The 17,121-nt window shown below is 66.0% G+C and carries 22 protein-coding genes; 13 read left to right on the forward strand and 9 right to left on the reverse strand.

Features of this window, described 5'->3' with window-relative positions; all coding sequences use genetic code 11:
- The first annotated feature begins 39 nt into the window (after positions 1-39).
- The gene (gene dnaQ, locus E0E05_RS00855; protein ID WP_131614968.1) at positions 40-747 is read left to right on the forward strand and encodes a DNA polymerase III subunit epsilon; all 708 of its coding nucleotides are present in this window, start codon (positions 40-42) and stop codon (positions 745-747) included.
- A gap of 41 nt (positions 748-788) precedes the next feature.
- Here the strand turns inward: dnaQ and secB are convergent, their stop codons facing one another.
- Positions 789-1,307: a protein-export chaperone SecB gene (secB, locus tag E0E05_RS00860; RefSeq protein WP_131614969.1), complete on the reverse strand. Its 519-nt coding sequence runs from the start codon at positions 1,305-1,307 to the stop codon at positions 789-791.
- 109 nt (positions 1,308-1,416) lie between these two features.
- Positions 1,417-1,923: an FxsA family protein gene (locus E0E05_RS00865; protein ID WP_131614970.1), complete on the reverse strand. Its 507-nt coding sequence runs from the start codon at positions 1,921-1,923 to the stop codon at positions 1,417-1,419.
- 136 nt (positions 1,924-2,059) lie between these two features.
- Between E0E05_RS00865 and E0E05_RS00870 the strand changes: the two genes are divergently transcribed.
- From E0E05_RS00870 to E0E05_RS00885, 4 genes are read left to right on the forward strand one after another with little or no spacing between them, the layout of a single operon-like run.
- Positions 2,060-2,758, forward strand: a complete 699-nt coding sequence (locus E0E05_RS00870; RefSeq protein WP_131614971.1) for a Tim44/TimA family putative adaptor protein — start codon at positions 2,060-2,062, stop codon at positions 2,756-2,758.
- A gap of 3 nt (positions 2,759-2,761) precedes the next feature.
- Entirely contained in the window at positions 2,762-3,874 is a 1,113-nt protein-coding gene (mltA, locus tag E0E05_RS00875; RefSeq protein WP_131614972.1) for a murein transglycosylase A, read from the forward strand.
- Positions 3,871-4,509 (forward strand): Smr/MutS family protein, encoded by a 639-nt coding sequence (locus E0E05_RS00880; protein WP_131614973.1) that lies wholly within the window; start codon positions 3,871-3,873, stop codon positions 4,507-4,509. Before mltA ends, E0E05_RS00880 begins: the two co-directional genes overlap by 4 nt.
- Positions 4,506-4,877: a helix-turn-helix domain-containing protein gene (locus tag E0E05_RS00885; protein ID WP_131614974.1), complete on the forward strand. Its 372-nt coding sequence runs from the start codon at positions 4,506-4,508 to the stop codon at positions 4,875-4,877. The genes E0E05_RS00880 and E0E05_RS00885 overlap by 4 nt, the downstream gene beginning before the upstream one ends.
- A gap of 106 nt (positions 4,878-4,983) precedes the next feature.
- On the opposite strand, the gene hslU is transcribed toward E0E05_RS00885, so the two are convergent.
- From hslU to hslV, 4 genes are read right to left on the reverse strand one after another with little or no spacing between them, the layout of a single operon-like run.
- A complete protein-coding gene (gene hslU / locus E0E05_RS00890) occupies positions 4,984-6,294 on the reverse strand; it encodes an ATP-dependent protease ATPase subunit HslU (protein WP_131614975.1) in 1,311 nt (436 codons plus the stop codon).
- Entirely contained in the window at positions 6,291-7,457 is a 1,167-nt protein-coding gene (locus E0E05_RS00895; RefSeq protein ID WP_131614976.1) for a hypothetical protein, read from the reverse strand. The genes hslU and E0E05_RS00895 overlap by 4 nt, the downstream gene beginning before the upstream one ends.
- On the reverse strand, positions 7,458-8,003 hold the full coding sequence (locus tag E0E05_RS00900) for a GNAT family N-acetyltransferase (protein WP_131614977.1): 546 nt from the start codon (positions 8,001-8,003) through the stop codon (positions 7,458-7,460). It abuts the gene before it with no gap.
- The gene (gene hslV, locus E0E05_RS00905; protein WP_131614978.1) at positions 7,993-8,556 is read right to left on the reverse strand and encodes an ATP-dependent protease subunit HslV; all 564 of its coding nucleotides are present in this window, start codon (positions 8,554-8,556) and stop codon (positions 7,993-7,995) included. Before hslV ends, E0E05_RS00900 begins: the two co-directional genes overlap by 11 nt.
- A gap of 125 nt (positions 8,557-8,681) precedes the next feature.
- Here hslV and hisB point away from each other — a divergent pair, with 125 nt between their 5' ends.
- The 8 genes from hisB (at position 8,682) to coaA (ending at position 13,977) form a co-directional block, all read left to right on the forward strand.
- The gene (gene hisB, locus E0E05_RS00910) at positions 8,682-9,281 is read left to right on the forward strand and encodes an imidazoleglycerol-phosphate dehydratase HisB (protein WP_131614979.1); all 600 of its coding nucleotides are present in this window, start codon (positions 8,682-8,684) and stop codon (positions 9,279-9,281) included.
- Positions 9,282-9,284: 3 nt separating this feature from the next.
- Positions 9,285-9,764 (forward strand): DUF2628 domain-containing protein, encoded by a 480-nt coding sequence (locus E0E05_RS00915; RefSeq protein WP_131614980.1) that lies wholly within the window; start codon positions 9,285-9,287, stop codon positions 9,762-9,764.
- Entirely contained in the window at positions 9,764-10,414 is a 651-nt protein-coding gene (gene hisH, locus E0E05_RS00920; protein ID WP_131614981.1) for an imidazole glycerol phosphate synthase subunit HisH, read from the forward strand. The genes E0E05_RS00915 and hisH overlap by 1 nt, the downstream gene beginning before the upstream one ends.
- Complete coding sequence (gene hisA / locus E0E05_RS00925) at positions 10,411-11,178, forward strand: 1-(5-phosphoribosyl)-5-[(5-phosphoribosylamino)methylideneamino]imidazole-4-carboxamide isomerase (protein WP_131614982.1); 768 nt, start codon at positions 10,411-10,413, stop codon at positions 11,176-11,178. The genes hisH and hisA overlap by 4 nt, the downstream gene beginning before the upstream one ends.
- Positions 11,179-11,221: 43 nt before the next feature.
- Positions 11,222-11,791 (forward strand): Uma2 family endonuclease, encoded by a 570-nt coding sequence (locus tag E0E05_RS00930; RefSeq protein ID WP_158629237.1) that lies wholly within the window; start codon positions 11,222-11,224, stop codon positions 11,789-11,791.
- A complete protein-coding gene (gene hisF / locus E0E05_RS00935; RefSeq protein ID WP_131614984.1) occupies positions 11,788-12,573 on the forward strand; it encodes an imidazole glycerol phosphate synthase subunit HisF in 786 nt (261 codons plus the stop codon). The genes E0E05_RS00930 and hisF overlap by 4 nt, the downstream gene beginning before the upstream one ends.
- Before the next feature lie 6 nt (positions 12,574-12,579).
- Complete coding sequence (locus E0E05_RS00940) at positions 12,580-12,900, forward strand: phosphoribosyl-ATP diphosphatase (protein ID WP_131614985.1); 321 nt, start codon at positions 12,580-12,582, stop codon at positions 12,898-12,900.
- A gap of 96 nt (positions 12,901-12,996) precedes the next feature.
- The gene (gene coaA, locus E0E05_RS00945; protein WP_131617836.1) at positions 12,997-13,977 is read left to right on the forward strand and encodes a type I pantothenate kinase; all 981 of its coding nucleotides are present in this window, start codon (positions 12,997-12,999) and stop codon (positions 13,975-13,977) included.
- Positions 13,978-14,001: 24 nt separating this feature from the next.
- On the opposite strand, the gene E0E05_RS00950 is transcribed toward coaA, so the two are convergent.
- From E0E05_RS00950 to E0E05_RS00960, 3 genes are read right to left on the reverse strand one after another with little or no spacing between them, the layout of a single operon-like run.
- A complete protein-coding gene (locus E0E05_RS00950) occupies positions 14,002-14,622 on the reverse strand; it encodes an alpha-ketoglutarate-dependent dioxygenase AlkB family protein (RefSeq protein ID WP_131614986.1) in 621 nt (206 codons plus the stop codon).
- Positions 14,623-14,664: 42 nt separating this feature from the next.
- Positions 14,665-15,672: a cytochrome d ubiquinol oxidase subunit II gene (locus tag E0E05_RS00955; protein ID WP_192900426.1), complete on the reverse strand. Its 1,008-nt coding sequence runs from the start codon at positions 15,670-15,672 to the stop codon at positions 14,665-14,667.
- A 5-nt stretch (positions 15,673-15,677) separates the two neighbouring features.
- Positions 15,678-17,102, reverse strand: a complete 1,425-nt coding sequence (locus E0E05_RS00960; protein ID WP_131614987.1) for a cytochrome ubiquinol oxidase subunit I — start codon at positions 17,100-17,102, stop codon at positions 15,678-15,680.
- Positions 17,103-17,121 lie beyond the last annotated feature (19 nt).

The following is a 17,121-nucleotide window of genomic DNA, read 5'->3' on the forward strand; positions in this document are numbered from 1 at the left end:
CCGGCATCGTGCACGGGTGATTTGCCGGACCCGGGACCAATGCGCGAGATCATCTTCGACACCGAAACGACGGGCCTCGACAACAAGGCCGACCGGATCATCGAGATCGGTGCCGTCGAGCTCGACAACCGGTTTCCGACCGGCCGGACCTACCACGTCTTCATCAATCCCGAAGGGCGCCAGGTGCATCCCGATGCCCTCGCCGTGCACGGCATCTCCAACGAGATGCTCGCCGACAAGCCGAGATTCGCCGAGATCATCGAGGACTGGTTCGCGTTCATCAGCGATGCGAAGCTGATCGCCCACAATGCGAACTTCGACGTCGGCTTCTTCAATGCCGAATTCGCACGGCTCGGCTTTCCGCCGATCGATGCCGCGCGCGTGATCGACTCGCTCGCGCTCGCCCGGCGACGCCACCCGATGGGCCCCAACTCGCTCGACGCGCTCTGCCAGCGTTACGGGATCGACAATTCGCACCGCACCAAGCATGGCGCGCTGCTCGACAGCGAACTGCTGGCCGAGGTCTATATCGAACTGTGCGGAGGCAAGCAGGCCGCGCTCGGCCTTCACGTCGAGCCGCAGGACAGCGGCACGGGAGCGACCGGTGACGGACCGGTCCGGACCACGATCACCGTCGCGGCGCGGCCCGAACCGCTGCCGCCACGCCTGACGGCGCAGGAGGCGGCAGCCCATGAAGCCATGCTCGACCTGCTGGGTGAACGCCCGCTCTGGCGCATGCCCGACTAGCCGGAACCGGGGTCGCCGCCCTCAGGAGGCGGACCGCCCGATCAGGCCTGCACCTTCTGCTTGGCCTGCTCCTCGGCGATGCGCTGCTGGAACATCCGTGCGAAGTCGACCGGATCGATCATCAGCGGCGGGAAACCGCCATTGCGGGTGCATTCGGCGACGATCTGCCGCGCGAAGGGGAACAGCATGCGCGGACATTCGATGAAGACGACCGGCAGCACATGATCCTTCTGGAAGCCGGCAACCCGGAACACGCCGCCATAGATCAGTTCGACGTTGAACAGCACCTTGTCGCCATCCTTGGCCGTCGCATTCAGCGTCAGCGCGACGTCATAGTCGGTCTCCGACATCGGATTGGCGTTGACGTTGATGTTGATGTTGATTGCCGGCGCCTTTTCGCGCGGCCGCAGGGAAAGCGGCGCGCCGGGGCTTTCGAAGGACAGGTCCTTCACATACTGCGTCAGCACGCTGAGTTGGGGCTGCTGGCCGTTGCCGGCCTGCGCGCCGCTGCCTGCACCCGCTGCCTCGCCGCCTTCGGTCTTGTCGGTTTCGTCCGCCATGGATGAGCCTTCTGATGTGTCGGAAATCGGCGCCTTGGCGCCTTGGAACGATTGGCCGGTCGCCTAGCATGCAGCCCCACGACTGACAAGCGCGTCCCGGCCGCCGCGGTCAGGACCGTCGATCGGGCGGATCGTCGCCCCACGGCGTGTCGGGATCGGGATCGCGGATGAAATCATCCTCATCGAGATCGATCGTGTGCCCGTCGCGCGGGTCGGACCGATGTTCGGACGGGCCCGCGCGCGTGCCGCCAGGACCGACCACCACGACGCGTTTCCGCAGAAAACTCCAGACCGCGTCCCGCAGCGGCGGCACGAACAGCAGGAAGCCGGCCGTATCCGTCACGAAGCCGGGGGTCAGCAGCAGAACGCCGGCGATCAGCAGCATCACGCCATGCACCAGTTCGCGGGCCGGAACGCGCCCCGCATTCATCTCGTTCTGGATACGGTTGATCAGGCCGAAGCCCTGCACGCGCAGAAGGATCGACCCGATGATGGCGGTGACCACAACGAGCGCGAGCGTCGGGAACACGCCGATCTGTCCGCCGATCACCACGAAGGCGGCGATTTCGAGCAGCGGAATGACGAGCAAGGCGAACGGGATCAGCGAAAACGGCATGCGGCGGGTCCGATCTGGTTGAATGTGTCCATCAATCCCATGTAAGCGTGACGGTCTCCGGTTTGAATGATGCCGGCACGCGTTCTATATCAAAGGCAGCGATAAGCCGCCGAACCGAGACGAAAACGGTACCTTCATGGACACCTCCAATCTTGTCACCCTGATCTTCGTGGTCGCCGCCGTGTTCGTCTTCCTGCAATTGCGCAATGTGCTCGGCCGGCGCACCGGCCACGAGCGTCCCCCGGTCGATCCCTATGCGCGCCGGGGCGATGAGGTGGCCAGGGACGAGGCCGGAGAGGCCGACAACGTCATCACCCTGCCGGGGCGAGGCGACAATGTCGAACCCTATGCGGACATCGACAAGATCGCCAAGCCGGGTACCGATGTGAATAAGGGCCTGCGCGCCATTCGCGACGCTTCACCCGGTTTTCGTCCGGACGAGTTCCTTGCCGGCGCGAAGATGGCCTACGAGATGATCGTCATGGCGTTCGCAGATGGTGACCGCAAGACGCTGCGCAACCTGCTTTCGAAGGAAGTGTACGAGGGTTTCGAAGCCGCGCTCGACGAACGCGAGGCGCGCGGCGAGACGGTGCAGACCAATTTCGTCGGCATAGACACGATCGAGATCGTCGGCGCGCAGATGCGCGGCAGCGAAGCCCATGTCACCGTCTCGGTGGTCAGCCAGCTTGTTTCGGCGACCCGCGACCGCGACGGCGAGATCATCGAGGGCGATCCCGATGCCGTCGCCGAGGTGCAGGATGTCTGGACATTCATGCGCGACGTGCGCTCCGATTCGCCGGACTGGAAGCTGGAAGCCACCGAAGCCGACGAGTAAGCAATGGAGCCCGGCGCCGTCTGGCACGTGCGGCCGGTCTCGTTTGCCGATCTTGACGGCTGGAAGGCGGACGACCACGGCGCGGCGCTTTCCGCGCTGGCGCGACACCGACAAAAGCCCGCCGAACATTCCTACCGGAAAGGCAGACTGGGACTGGATCCCGATCGCCTCCTGGATCTGGCCACGCGGGCTGACGACGCCAGGGCGCGGCACGATCCGCGCGCCTTCTTCGAAAGCCAATACGTTCCGCTTCGTCTTGCAGCCGCCGACGGCGCACGCGGGCGCGTGACGGGCTTCTACGAACCCGAACTTGCCGCATCGCGACGAAAGCGCCCGCCCTTCGAAACACCGTTCCTGCGTCGGCCCGCCGATCTGGTCGCCGTCGACGATACCAGTCGCCCTGCCGGGCTCGATCCGTCATACCGGTTCGCGCGGCGTCAGCCGGGCGGCACGCTGTGTGAATATCATGACCGGGCCGCCATCGAGGCCGGCGCGCTGGACGGCCAAGGCCTCGAAATCGCCTGGGCGGCTGATCCGGTCGACGTCTTCTTCGTGCACGTGCAGGGCGCCGCCCGCCTGACTTTTGCCGATGGAACCGCGACGCGGATTACCTATGACGGCAAGTCGGGCCATCCCTTCACCGCCATCGGCCGGCTGCTGGTCGAACGCGGTGAGATCGATGCACAGCGCGTCTCGATGCAGACGATCCGCCAGTGGCTCGCCGACCATCCCGATCGCTCGCGCGCCCTGATGGCCGAGAACCGGTCCTACATCTTCTTTCGGGAAATGCCCGCAGGCGATCCCGGGGACGGGCCTGTCGCGGCGGCCAAGATCCCGCTGACGGCCGGGCGTTCGCTCGCTGTCGACCGGCTGATCCACACATTCGCAACGCCGGTCTTCGTTGAGGCCGACGCGGTCAATGGCGACCGGTTCCGCCGGCTGATGGTCGCCCAGGAGACCGGCACGGCGATCGTCGGGCCGGCGCGCGGTGACATTTTCTTCGGCACCGGCGATGTGGCCGGCGAACGGGCCGGCGCGGTCAACAGCCCGTGCGATTTCACCGTTCTTGCGCCCCGTGACATGGCTGACACTTTGCCCGCATACTGGACACCATGACCGAGCACCGCAAAGGCAGGCGCGCGCAGCATCCGCTCAACCTCGAGGACCGGATCCTGTGGAACAAGGTGGCGCGGACGGTGAACCCGCTCGATCGCGCGCGCCAGCGCGCCGCCGAACAGGATGTGTGGGATCATTGGGTCGCCGAGGCCTTCGGCACCGACCAGACGACACCGCCGCCCCCGGAGACCGGCCCGTCGGAGCCACGGCGCGCGGCACCGCTGCCAAGCCGGCCCTCCGGGCGGGCAGCGTCGAAATCGCATGCGCGTCCGCAGCACCCCGCGCCGCTCGAACAGCCGACCTGGCGCAAGCTCGCGCGCGGCCGCATGCCGATCGACGCGAGCATCGACCTGCACCACATGAACCAGGACGAGGCGATGAGCCAGCTTCACCGGTTCCTCGTCCAGGCGCGGGCGCGCGAGTGCCGGCATGTCCTCGTCATCACCGGCAAGGGCCGCTCGCCGCAGAGCGAGGGTGTCCTGCGCCGCATGCTGCCGATCTGGCTGGGGCGTGAACCGTTCACGGGTCTGGTCAGCGGCGTGCGTCCGGCCGGGCGCGGCCATGGCGGCGACGGCGCATTCTACGTGCGGCTGCGAAGGGTGGCCGAGCCTGGCCGGGGCGCCGGCCGGCCATGACGCCGTTCGGCGAGCGCCTGCGCGAACTGCGCGCCGAACGCGGCATGACCCAGAAGCAGATGGCCCAGGCGATCGGCGTCTCGCCGGCCTATCTGTCGGCTCTCGAACACGGTAAGCGCGGCGTGCCGCGATGGATCCTCGTCCAGGACATCATCGCCTGCCTGAACATCATCTGGGACGAGGCGGACGAACTGCAGCGGCTCGCCATGCATTCGGCACCGAAGGTGACGATCGACACCACCGCGCTTTCACCGAAGGCCACCGAACTGGCGAACCTGCTGGCGTCGGGAATCGATGTTCTGGGCGAAGAGGCGCTCGAGGACCTGCGGCTCCGGCTCGACGCGGCGATAAGGCGCGCAGGGCGGTGACGAGGGCCGTGCTCCCGCCCCGCCCTTCGAGACCCGCTGATCATCTCCTCATCCTGAGGTGCGAGCGCAGCGAGCCTCGAAGGGTGAGGCGCGAGCGCTCCGCAGTCTACAGGATGTACCGCGACAGGTCGGTGTTGGCGGCCAGTTCGCCGACATTGGTCTTCACATAGTCCGCGTCGATCACGAACGTCTCGCCGGTCTTGTCGCTGGCGGTGAACGAGATGTCGTCGAGCACCCGCTCCATCACCGTCTGCAGCCGCCGGGCGCCGATATTCTCGACCGAAGCATTCAGATCGACCGCGATGTCGGCCAGCGCGTCGATCGCGTCATCGGTGAACTCGAGCGTGACGTCCTCGGTCTTCATCAGCGCCACATACTGCTTGATCAGGCTCGCCTCGGTCTCGGTCAGGATGCGCCGGAAATCCTCGCGTTCGAGGGCCCGCAATTCGACCCGGATCGGCAACCGTCCCTGCAGCTCCGGCAGCAGGTCCGACGGCTTGGAGACGTGGAACGCGCCCGAGGCGATGAACAGGATATGGTCGGTCTTCACCGGCCCGTATTTGGTCGCGACGGTGGTGCCCTCGACCAGCGGCAGCAGGTCGCGCTGCACGCCCTCGCGACTGACCCCGCCGGACATGCGGCCGTCGCCGGCGGCGATCTTGTCGATCTCGTCGAGGAATACGATTCCGTCATTTTCGACGGACTTGAGCGCCTCGGCGGTCACCTGGTCCTCGTCCAGCAGCTTGTCGGATTCGTCGGCGACCAACAGGTCGTGGCTTTCACGCACGCTCGTCTTGACCTGCTTGGTGCGCTGGCCGAACGCCTTGCCCATCAGATCGTTCAGATTGATCATGCCGACATTGGCGCCGGGCATGCCGGGGATCTCGAAGCCGGGCATGCCGCCCTGACCGGTGTCGGCCACCTCGATCTCGATCTCCTTGTCGTCGAGCTGGCCCTCGCGCAGCTTCTTGCGGAACGAATCGCGCGTCGCCGGGCTGGCGTTCTTGCCGACCAGCGCGTCGAGCACCCGCTCCTCGGCGTTGATGCGCGCCTTGGCCTTGACCTGCTCGCGCTTCTTCTCGCGCACCAGCCCGATGCCCACCTCGACCAGATCGCGGATGATCTGCTCGACGTCGCGGCCGACATAACCGACCTCGGTGAACTTGGTCGCCTCGACCTTGATGAAGGGCGCGCCGGCGAGCCGCGCCAGGCGCCGGGAGATCTCGGTCTTACCCACGCCGGTCGGCCCGATCATCAGGATGTTCTTGGGCATCACCTCGTCGCGCAGATCGTCGGCAAGCTGCTGGCGCCGCCAGCGGTTGCGCAGCGCGATCGCGACGGCCCGCTTGGCGTCCTTCTGGCCGATGATGTGCCGGTCGAGTTCCGAGACGGTCTCCCGGGGAGAGAAATTGGTCATACGCTTTGCACTCGTATCGGGGGAAGTTTGTCGAGCAGCGATGTGGGGAGCGTCGGCCCGATGATCAAGCTGCGGATGCGCTGCCAGCCCGCGCCGAACATGATGATCAGCGCGCCGACCACCAGCAGGATCAGCGCAAACGGCGGGATGCCGGTCTGGTTGGCGGCCGAATTGATCAGGTAGTAGATGCCGAGCGAACCGAAATAGGCCAGCGTCGGGATCAGCAGCGAACGCCGGTCGATGGCCAGCGCCACATAGACGAAGGCGGCGATCAGCACGGCCAGCATCACCATCGCCCCCGTGCCCGGTTCGATTTCGCCGAACACCACGTCCTGGCCCGTCGACATGATGAACAGCGGATGCACCAGGAGCGGCGCGGAGATGACGTGCAGCCAGAACGCGCAGTCCGACCAGACCGTGACCCGCTCGCGGTCGTGCAGATCGAACGCCACGCCCACTGCGAAGATGACGAGACCGGAAATCAGAGGCATGTAGAGCGCGTTACGCAAGAGCTCGGGCAGATCGTCGAGCGCGGGCATGTAGAGCCGGCCCTCTGTCACCCCGTCATAAAGGAACAGCGTCACGTAGAAGAAGGCGAGCCCGGTCAGGCAAAGCGCGATCACGCCGGCCATGATCGGCACCCGGAAGCGCCAGAAATAGAGCGCCGCCGAAAGGGCGATGCCGCCAAGAAACAGCGTGCCCGCCATGCCGAGTTGCGGCCGCATGGCGGCGAGCTGCAACGGGTTGTCGGGTATGGCGAGATCGTAGTTGACGATGATCAGATCGGTCAGGATCGCCTGCACGGCGAACACGAAACCCAGTCCGATCACCGTCGAGGCCAGCCGCATGCGCCGCTGGCGGGTGACGAACTCGGCCACGGCCCACAGGAAGACGGCCATGATGGCGAAGACCGTCACGCGCTGATCGCCGATCACGGTCATCAGCGCGGCGAGCAGGCCCGCGCCCAGCATGACGACGCCGATCGTCACGAACACGTCGTTGCCGCCGCCGATCAGCCGCATGTTCTCATCGAGGCTCTGCGCCTGCGGTCGCTCCGCCCTCGCGCCGAGCGTGCCGTCGGCCAGCGCGATCAGCTGGTCGCGCTGTTCGGCATCGATGATCTGGCGGGTAACGGCGTCGTCCAGTTGCGCCCGCGACAGCATTCAGCTTCCCCTCTGCTGGCTGAGTGCGGGATCGAACCGCATGATCAGATAATTGTCCGTTCTGCCTTGCAGATCATCGACCGGATGGAAACCGGCCTTTTCATAGGCCCTGACGGCGCGCGTGTTGGTGGCGTGGGGGTCGATCAGGATCAGCCGATGGCCCTTCTGCCAGAGCATTTCGGCCATCAGACGAACCACGGCCGATCCCAGGCCCTTCGACAGCGATCCGGCTTCGGCAATGAACAGGTCAATGCCCACCGCGCCCTTGGGCAGCAGGTCCAACCATGGGGTTTCGGCGAGCTGGGCGGGCGCCTTGTTGTCGTCGAAGAACGAATACTGGACGTAGCCTGCCGGTACGCCCTCCAGCTCGAAGATGAAGGGCCGGGTCGAGTCCCGACCATCGAGCTTTGCGCGCAGGCGTCCGATCTGGGTATCGACATCGCCCCACCATTGCCGGACATGTTCGCGCGCCAGCCACCGGGCGAGCATTGGAAGGTCGGCTTCGGTGACGGGCCGGATCGTGATTGCGCCGGCGTCAGCCTTCATCGAGCTGTTCCATCACCACCTGATCGTTGGTGTAGACGCAGATCTCGGCTGCGATCGCCATCGCCTTGCGGGCGATGGTCTCGGCGTCCAGATCGCTGTCGGCGAGCGCGCGCGCGGCGGCAAGCGCATAGTTGCCGCCCGAGCCGATCGCCATGATGCCCTGTTCGGGTTCGAGCACGTCGCCATTGCCGGTCACGCACAAGGTGACCTCCTTGTTGGCGACCAGCATCAGCGCTTCGAGATTGCGCAGATATTTGTCCGTGCGCCAGTCCTTGGCCAGTTCGACACAGGCGCGCATGAGCTGGTTCGGATATTGCTCGAGCTTCTTTTCGAGCCGTTCGAGCAGGGTGAAGGCATCGGCGGTTGCGCCCGCGAACCCGGCGATCACTTCCTTGTTCTTGCCGATGCGGCGCACCTTGCGCGCATTACCCTTCATCACCGTGGCCTCACCCATGGTGACCTGGCCGTCGCCGGCGATCACCACCTTGCCGTTCTTGCGCACGGTCACGATGGTCGTCGCATGCATCGATGGCAGTCCGTTCTGTTCGCTCATCGTCGGAATTCCTGTTTGCAAGTCGCGCCCTATGTAGGTGGCCGGCCCGCCGGCGCAAACCGGTTTCCCTTTGCATCGCGCCGGGGCCTTGGTAAGACCCGGCCGATCGAACGCGGGGAAAGCCCATGAGCGCGCGCACGGCCAAGGTCAGCCGCACGACCAACGAAACCGACATCGCCGTCACCGTCAATCTGGACGGCACCGGCAGCCGGTCGATCGCGACCGGCATCGGCTTTTTCGATCACATGCTCGACCAGCTTTCGCGCCATTCGCTGATCGACATGACGATCGAAGCGAAAGGCGACACCCATATCGACGACCATCACACGGTCGAGGATGTCGGCATCGCGCTCGGGCAGGCGATCGATGAGGCGCTCGGCGACCGGCGCGGCGTGACGCGCTATGCCAGCCTCGATCTGGCCATGGACGAGGCGCTGACGCGGGCGGCGATCGACGTGTCCGGCCGGCCGTTCCTGGTCTGGAATGTGGCCTTCACCGCGCTGAAGATCGGAACGTTCGACACCGAACTGGTGCGCGAATTCTTCCAGGCGCTCAGCCAGCACGCCGGCATCACGCTGCATGTGGAGAATTTCCACGCCGCCAACAGCCATCACATCGCCGAGACCTGCTTCAAGGCGGTGGCGCGCGTGCTGCGCACGGCGGTCGAGATCGATCCGCGGCAGGCCGACGCGATCCCGTCGACCAAGGGCTCGCTGGGCGGCTAGGCCATGGCGCGTTATGTGATCCTGCGGCACGAGGATGCCACGCCGTCGGCGAACCGCCCGGCGGTGCTGACGATCCGCGACGGGTTCTCGCTGCTCGCCTTCCTGTTTCCGCTTTTCTGGCTGATCTGGCATCGGCTGTGGATCGCCGCGCTGGCGGTGCTGGCGGCCTCGGTCGCGCTCGCCCTGCTGGCGCGTGATCCGCAATGGGCGCTGCTTGGCCTGCCGCTCAACCTGCTGCTGGGCGCCTTCGTCGGGCTCGAGGCGCAGGGTTGGCGCATCGGCGCGGCGCGGCTGCGTGGCTACCGGCTTGCCGACATCGTCGACGCCGACACCCGCGACGAGGCCGAGCTGCGGTTCGTCGCCATGAACGCCGCAACCAATGACGCGGCGCCGCTGAAGGCGGACATGGTGCCCGGCCGCGGCCTGGCGGCCGCCGAGACGCCCGATTTCCTGTTCGCCGCGCCGGGCGGGGTGAATCGCTGATGCGCGTTGCGATCATCGACTATGGTTCGGGCAATCTGCGCTCGGCGCACAAGGCGTTCGAGCGCGCCGCCCGCGAACGCGGCCTGAATGCGCAGGTCGAGGTCACCGCCGACGCGGAGCGGGTCGCAAGCGCCGACCGGATCGTGCTTCCGGGCGTTGGCGCCTATGCCGACTGCCGCGCCGGGTTGGATGCGGTGCCCGGCATGCACGAGGCGATCGACGAGGCGGTCATCGCCAGGGGCCGGCCGTTTCTGGGCATCTGCGTGGGCATGCAGCTCATGGCGACGCGCGGGCTCGAAAAGACCGTCACGCCGGGCTTTGACTGGATCGGCGGCGACGTCACGCTGATGACCCCGGCCGATCCGGACCTGCGCATCCCGCAGATCGGCTGGAACACGCTCGATGTGGCGCGCGATCACCCGCTGCTGGCCGGCATCCGCACCGGTCCGGACGGCTGGCATGCCTATTTCGTCCATTCCTATCACTTGGCGGCCGAAGATGCCGGCGACGTGGTCGCCACCTGCGACTATGGCGGGCCGGTGACGGCGGTCGTCGCGCGGAACAATCTGGCCGGCACGCAGTTTCATCCCGAAAAGAGCCAGACCCTCGGCTTGGCCCTGATCGGAAATTTCCTGGGCTGGACGCCATGACCGGCACGAAAATCCTCTTCCCCGCCATCGATCTCAAGGACGGCCAATGCGTCCGGCTCAAGCTCGGCGACATGGAGCAGGCCACGATCTACAACGAAGACCCGGCCGCGCAGGCGAAGGCCTTTGAGGATGAGGGCTTCGGCTGGCTGCACGTCGTCGATCTGAACGGTGCGTTCAAGGGCGAGAGCGTCAATGGAGCGGCGGTCGAGGCGATCCTTGCGGCGACGAAGAACCCGGTGCAGCTCGGCGGCGGCATCCGCACCATGGCCGATATCGAGGGCTGGCTCGACAAGGGCCTTGCCCGCGTGATCCTCGGCACCGCGGCGGTGCGCGATCCCGACCTGGTGCGCCAGGCCTGCAAGGCCTTCCCGGGCAAGGTCGCCGTCGGCATCGACGCCAAGGGCGGCAAGGTGGCTGTCGAAGGCTGGGCCGACACCTCCGAACTGGGCGCGATCGAACTGGCGAAACGATTCGAGGGCGCCGGCGTCGCCGCCATCGTCTTCACCGATATCGACCGCGACGGCGTACTGTCCGGCATCAACTGGGACGCGACGATCGATCTGGCCGACGCGGTCTCGATTCCGGTGATCGCCTCGGGCGGCCTTGCCTCGCTGGCCGATGTGGTGCGCATGGTCATGCCCGACGCCGAGCGGCTCGAGGGCGCCATATCCGGCCGCGCGCTCTATGACGGGCGCATCGACCCGCAGATCGCGCTCGGCGTTCTCAAGGGCATATTGCCGCCGGACGAGGGCCTGTTCACCTGACGGGCGCGCGACAGGGCGCGCCGAGCCGTGCTATGATCAACCCATGAACATCCAGGACAAATGGCCGACGACCCCGGACGAATTCCTGCGCTGGAACCAAGGGCGCGAGGGCAAGCGCGAATTCGTGCACGGGCGGGTGGTCGAGTTGATGATCAATGTGACGCGCAATCACGCCAATCTGGCGAACCGGCTGCTCTTTGCCCTGACCAGCCAGCTTGGAACCGACGAGTACATGATCGGCTCGGCCGATTTCGGCGTCCGGACGGCAAGCGGCGTTCGTTTTCCCGATGTGATCGTCGAGCCGGCGGGCGGCGACGGCAAGGCGCTGGCGACCGCCGAACCGCTGCTCATCGCCGAGATCCTGTCGCCGGCCACCATGCGCGACGATTTCGGCCCCAAGGCGGACGAATATCTCGCGATCGCGTCGCTGCGCCACTATCTGATCCTGTCACAGGACGAGCCGCGCATCTGGCTGTGGTCGCGCGACGATGATGGCGCTTTCGGCAAGCCCGCGACCACCGACGTTACGACCACTCCGGTGGAACTGGCCGGTCTGGGGGTAACGCTCGACCTTGCCGCGCTTTACAAGGGCATCGCGGAGCCCGGAAAATGACCATGAAAGCCCGTGTGATACCGTGCCTCGACGTCAAGGACGGCCGCGTCGTCAAGGGCGTCAACTTCGTAGATCTGATCGACGCGGGCGATCCGGTCGAGGCCGCCAGGGCCTATGACGCGGCGGGCGCGGACGAGTTATGTTTTCTCGACATCACCGCCTCGTCGGACGATCGCGAGACGATCTTCGACGTCGTCGCGCGCACGGCCGAGCATTGCTTCATGCCGCTGACGGTCGGCGGTGGGGTGCGCACCATCGAGGACATCCGCAAGCTGCTGCTCGCCGGCGCCGACAAGGTCTCGATCAACACCGCCGCCGTCAGGAACCCGCAATTCGTCGCCGAAGCCGCCGACAAGTTCGGCAACCAGTGCATCGTGGTCGCCATCGACGCCAAGAAGGTGTCCGCCGACGGTGAACCGGACCGCTGGGAGATCTTCACCCATGGCGGGCGCACGCCGACGGGCATCGACGCGGTCGCGTTCGCAAAGAAGGCCGTCGATCTGGGCGCCGGCGAAATCCTGCTGACCTCGATGGATCGCGACGGAACAAAGGCCGGCTTCGACATCGCGCTGACGCGCGCGATTGCCGATGCGGTGCGCGTGCCGGTGATCGCCTCGGGCGGCGTCGGCACGCTCGACCATCTCGTCGAGGGCGTGCGCGATGGTCATGCCACCGGCGTTCTCGCCGCCTCGATCTTTCATTTCGGCACCCACACGATCGGCGAGGCCAAGGCGCACATGGCCGAAGCCGGACTTGCGGTCCGGCTCGATCCGGCGGCATAGACGGCCATGACCGAATTTTCCTTGCGTGATCTCGAACGCATCGTCGCCGCGCGTGCCGGCGCCAGTCCGGATGAATCCTGGACGGCGAAACTGGTTGCCGCAGGCCCGGAGAAGGCCGCCCGGAAGTTCGGTGAGGAGGCGCTGGAGACAGTGATCGCCGCGCTCGGCGAGGACCGCGAGGCGCTGATCGCCGAAAGCGCCGATCTGCTCTACCACTGGCTCGTTCTCTGCCACACGCGGTCGGTGACGCTCGACGAAGTGCTGGCCGAGCTCGAACGGCGCACCGCCCAAAGTGGACTTGCGGAAAAGGCCGCCCGCGACGCATAAAGGCGCCCATCGCTGCCGACCGACGGGGATTGACCCATGGATCGCAACGCCGACAGCGCCGAACAGGCCACAGGGATCGCGTCCGACAGTCTCGACATGACCACCGACGGCCTCTCGCTCGCCGACCAACTCTCGGGCGGCGACCTGTCGCCCTATCGTCACTTCACCGCCGAACGCTGGGCCGAGTTCCGCGCCGACACGCCGCTGACGCTGAGCGCCGATGAGGTCGAAAGGCTGCGCTCGCTCAACGACCCGGTCGACCTCGAGGAGGTCCGCCGCATCTATCTGTCGGTCTCGCGGCTTCTTTCAGCGCACGTTGAATCGTCACAGGCGCTCTTTCAGCAGCGCAAGCACTTCCTGAACTTTCCCGAGGCGATCAAGACGCCCTTCATCATCGGCATCGCCGGCTCGGTGGCGGTCGGCAAGTCGACCACGGCGCGCGTGCTCAAGGAATTGCTCGCCCGCTGGCCGTCGAGCCCCAAGGTCGCGCTGGTGACGACCGATGGCTTCCTGTTGCCCAACGCCGAGTTGCGCAAGCGCGGCCTGATGGAGCGCAAGGGTTTCCCCGAAAGCTACGATGTCGCCACGATCCTGAAGTTCCTGTCGGCGATCAAGGCGGGCGAGGGCAAGGTCTCCGCGCCGCTCTATTCGCATCTGACCTACGATGTGCGCCAGGGCGAATATCTGACCATCGACCGGCCGGACATCCTGATCTTCGAGGGAATCAACGTCCTGCAGGTGCGCGATCTGCCCGAGGACGGAAGGACGATCCCGTTCGTGTCCGACTTCTTCGACTTCTCGATCTATATCGACGCCGACGAGACCATGATCCACGACTGGTACGTCCAGCGTTTCATGCGGCTGCGCGAAACCGCGTTCAGGAATCCGCAATCTTTCTTCCATCGCTACTCGCAATTGTCGGCCGACGCCGCCCGCGCGATCGCCGAAGGCCTCTGGGCGAACATCAACCTGAAGAACCTGCGCGAGAACATCCTGCCGACGCGCCCGCGCGCCGACCTGATCCTGCGCAAGGGCTCGAACCATCTGGTCGAATCGGTGCTGCTCAGGAAGCTTTGATCGCGCTCCATCGGGGAAGCTGCCTCAGTCTGAAGGCTTCGTCACCCGTCTCAGCGTCAGGTTGATACGGCCGGGCTGCTTGAGCAGCATCGAGGTGCCCGGATAGATCCTGTCGACGCCGTGATAGGCGAGGCGCGAGGCACCGCCCAGGACCAGCACATCGCCCGATTGAAGCCTCAGCGAAACCGTCTTGCCGCCGCGTGTCGATCCGCCGACCCGGAACAGGCAATCATCCCCCAGCGAAACCGACAGGACGGGCGCGTCGAAGTCGGCCTCGTCGCGATCCTGATGCAGGCCCATCCTGGTATCGGGCGCGTAGAAGTTGACAAGGCAGGCTTCTGGCGGATGTTCGTAGCCGGCAAAACGGTCCCAGAGCGCCACGATGCTCGGCGGCATGGCCGGCCACGCCTCGCCGGTCACCGGATGGGTCGGCTGGTAGCGATAGCCGTTCTGTTTGTCCGTCACCCATCCGAGCGGGCCGCAATTGCTCATGCGCACACTCATCGGCTTGCCGGTGCGCGGCATGACGGGCGTGAACAGCGGCGCCTTTTCGACGACCGCCCTGATGTCGGCGACCAGGGCGGCCTGTGCGTCCGGGTCGAGCGCGCCCGGAAAGTCCCGGACGCCTTCGGGAAGCGATGTCATGGTGACGATGTAGCGCGTCGCCGATCTGCCGGAAATCGCGGTTCAGTCATAGCGGAGTTCCGTCGCCTTGCCGCCGAACACCCGGTAGGCGAAGATCGAGTAGGCGACGATCACCGGAATGACGACCAGCGCGCCGGCGAGCACGATGATCAGGCTCTCGGGCGCCGCCGCAGCCTCGTAGATCGTCGTCTTCTCGGGAACGACATAGGGGTAGAAGGAGTAGGCGAGCCCGGCAAAACCGAGCACCATGATGCCGGTCATGCCGATGAAAGGGACGAGCGAGAACCGGTCGTTGCGGTCGGGCAGGAAGGCGAGTTGCCAGAACAGGAAGGCGAACAGGAAGCCCGTCATCAGCGGCAACGGCGCGAGCGCCAGGATTTCGGGGACCGAGAACCAGCGATAGAAGATGCGCGGGCTGGCAAACGGGGTCGCGAGCGAAATGATGATCATGCCGACGAGCGCCAGCAGCAGCGCCCGCTGCATCCAGCCGACCGCGCGCTTCTGCAGGTCTCCTTCGGTCTTGTAGATCAGCCACGCCGCACCGATGGCCGCGTAACCCGCCGTCAGGCACAGCGCGACGACGAGACCGAACTGCACCGCGATCACATCGCTGCGCAGGCCGAGGACATAGGCGCCGAGCATGTAGCCCTGGCTGAGCGCTGTGACGAGCGACCCGGCGAAGAAGACGCGGTTCCAGAGCCATTTCTCGTCATCGTTGGCCTTGGCCCGGAACTCGAAGGCGACGCCGCGCGCGATCAGGCCGATCAGCATGATCGCCACGGGCAGGTAGAGCGCGGTCAGTATCTGCCCGTGCGCGATGGGAAAGGCCACCAGCAGGATACCGATCGCCAGTACCAGCCAGGTTTCATTGGCGTCCCAGAACGGTCCGATCGAGGCGATCATGCGGTCGCGGTCGCCGGCGGGCGCCACGGCGAACAGGATGCCGACACCCAGATCGAACCCGTCGAGGACCACATAGACGAGGATCGCGATGCCCATCAGGGCGGCGAAGACGACCGGCAGATAGGGGTAGAGCAGGCTGATATCCATCGCATTCACTCCGCCGGCTGCGGCATCGCATCGGGGCCGCCGGGAATGGCCGTGCCGCCCGCCGGTCCGGCATCGGGCCGTTCCGTGCCGCCGGCCCGCGCCGCCTTGATGGCGAGCCGGACGATGACGAACATATAGGCGCCGAGCAGCAGGACATAGACCGCCAGATAAGCGAGCAGCGTCGACAGGACCATGCCGCCGGCGACCGGACCGAGCGCATCCTTGGTGGTCATCACACCGGTGACGAGCCAGGGCTGACGGCCGATCTCGGTAACGTACCAGCCCGAAAGGGTCGCGACCCAGCCGGAAAGCGCCATTGGGACCAGTCCGAGGGCCAGCCAGCGCGGCAGCGCCTCTTCGCTGGCGCGCCGGCGCCACAGGAACCAGCTCGCCGTCCAGCTGACCAGCAGCATGAGCACGCCGATGCCGACCATGATGCGGAAGGCGAAGAAGACCGGCACGACGGGCGGATGCTTCACTGTTCCATCCTCGAGCACGAAGTCGTTCAGCCCCGGCACCTCGCCGTCGAGCGAATGGGTCAGGATCAGGCTGGCAAGGCCCGGAATGGCGATCTCGAGATTGTTCTCGCGCGTGTCCTCGTCCGGCAGGGCGAACAGGATAAGCGGGGCGCGGCTCTTGGTCTCCCAATGGCCTTCCATCGCGGCGATCTTGGCCGGCTGGTGCTCGAGCGTGTTGAGCCCGTGCAGGTCGCCGGCGAAAATCTGGATCGGGATGAGAATGGCGCCGAGCGCGACGCCGGTGTTCAGCGCCTTGCGCATCGGGGACGACCGGTCACCGAGCAGGTAGCGCAGCGCGGAGACGCCGGCGATCACGAACGCCACCGTCAGACCGGAAGCCAGCAGCATGTGCGCCAACCGGTAAGGCATGGACGGGTTGAAAACGATCGCCCACCAGTCGGTGGCGTGCGCGACACCGTCGCGCATCTCGAAACCGGCGGGCGTCTGCATCCACGAATTGAGGACCAGGATCCAGAAGGCGCTCATCGTCGTGCCGAAGGCGACAAGGAAGGTGGCGAGCGTGTGCACGCGGTTGGAAACGCGGCGGAAGCCGAACAGCATGATGCCGACGAAGACCGCTTCGAGGAAGAAGGCGGTCAGCACCTCGTAGGCAAGCAGAGGACCGGCGACATTGCCGACCGTTTCCATGAAGCCGGGCCAGTTCGTGCCGAACTGGAAGCTCATGGTGATCCCGGAGACGACGCCCATCGCGAACGACAGCGCGAAGACCTTCACCCAGAAGAAATAGGCGCTCATCCACGCCTGGTCGCCCGACCGGTTGTACTGAAGCTTGAAATAGAGCAGCACCCATCCCAGCGCGATCGTGATCGTCGGGAACAGAATGTGGAACGAGATGTTAGCCGCGAACTGGATGCGCGACAGGATGAACGGATCGAATGCGGATTCGGCCATGACGACAACCTTTCGGAGC

The organism is Roseitalea porphyridii, assembly GCF_004331955.1.
Classification (GTDB): Bacteria; Pseudomonadota; Alphaproteobacteria; order Rhizobiales; family Rhizobiaceae; genus Roseitalea; species Roseitalea porphyridii.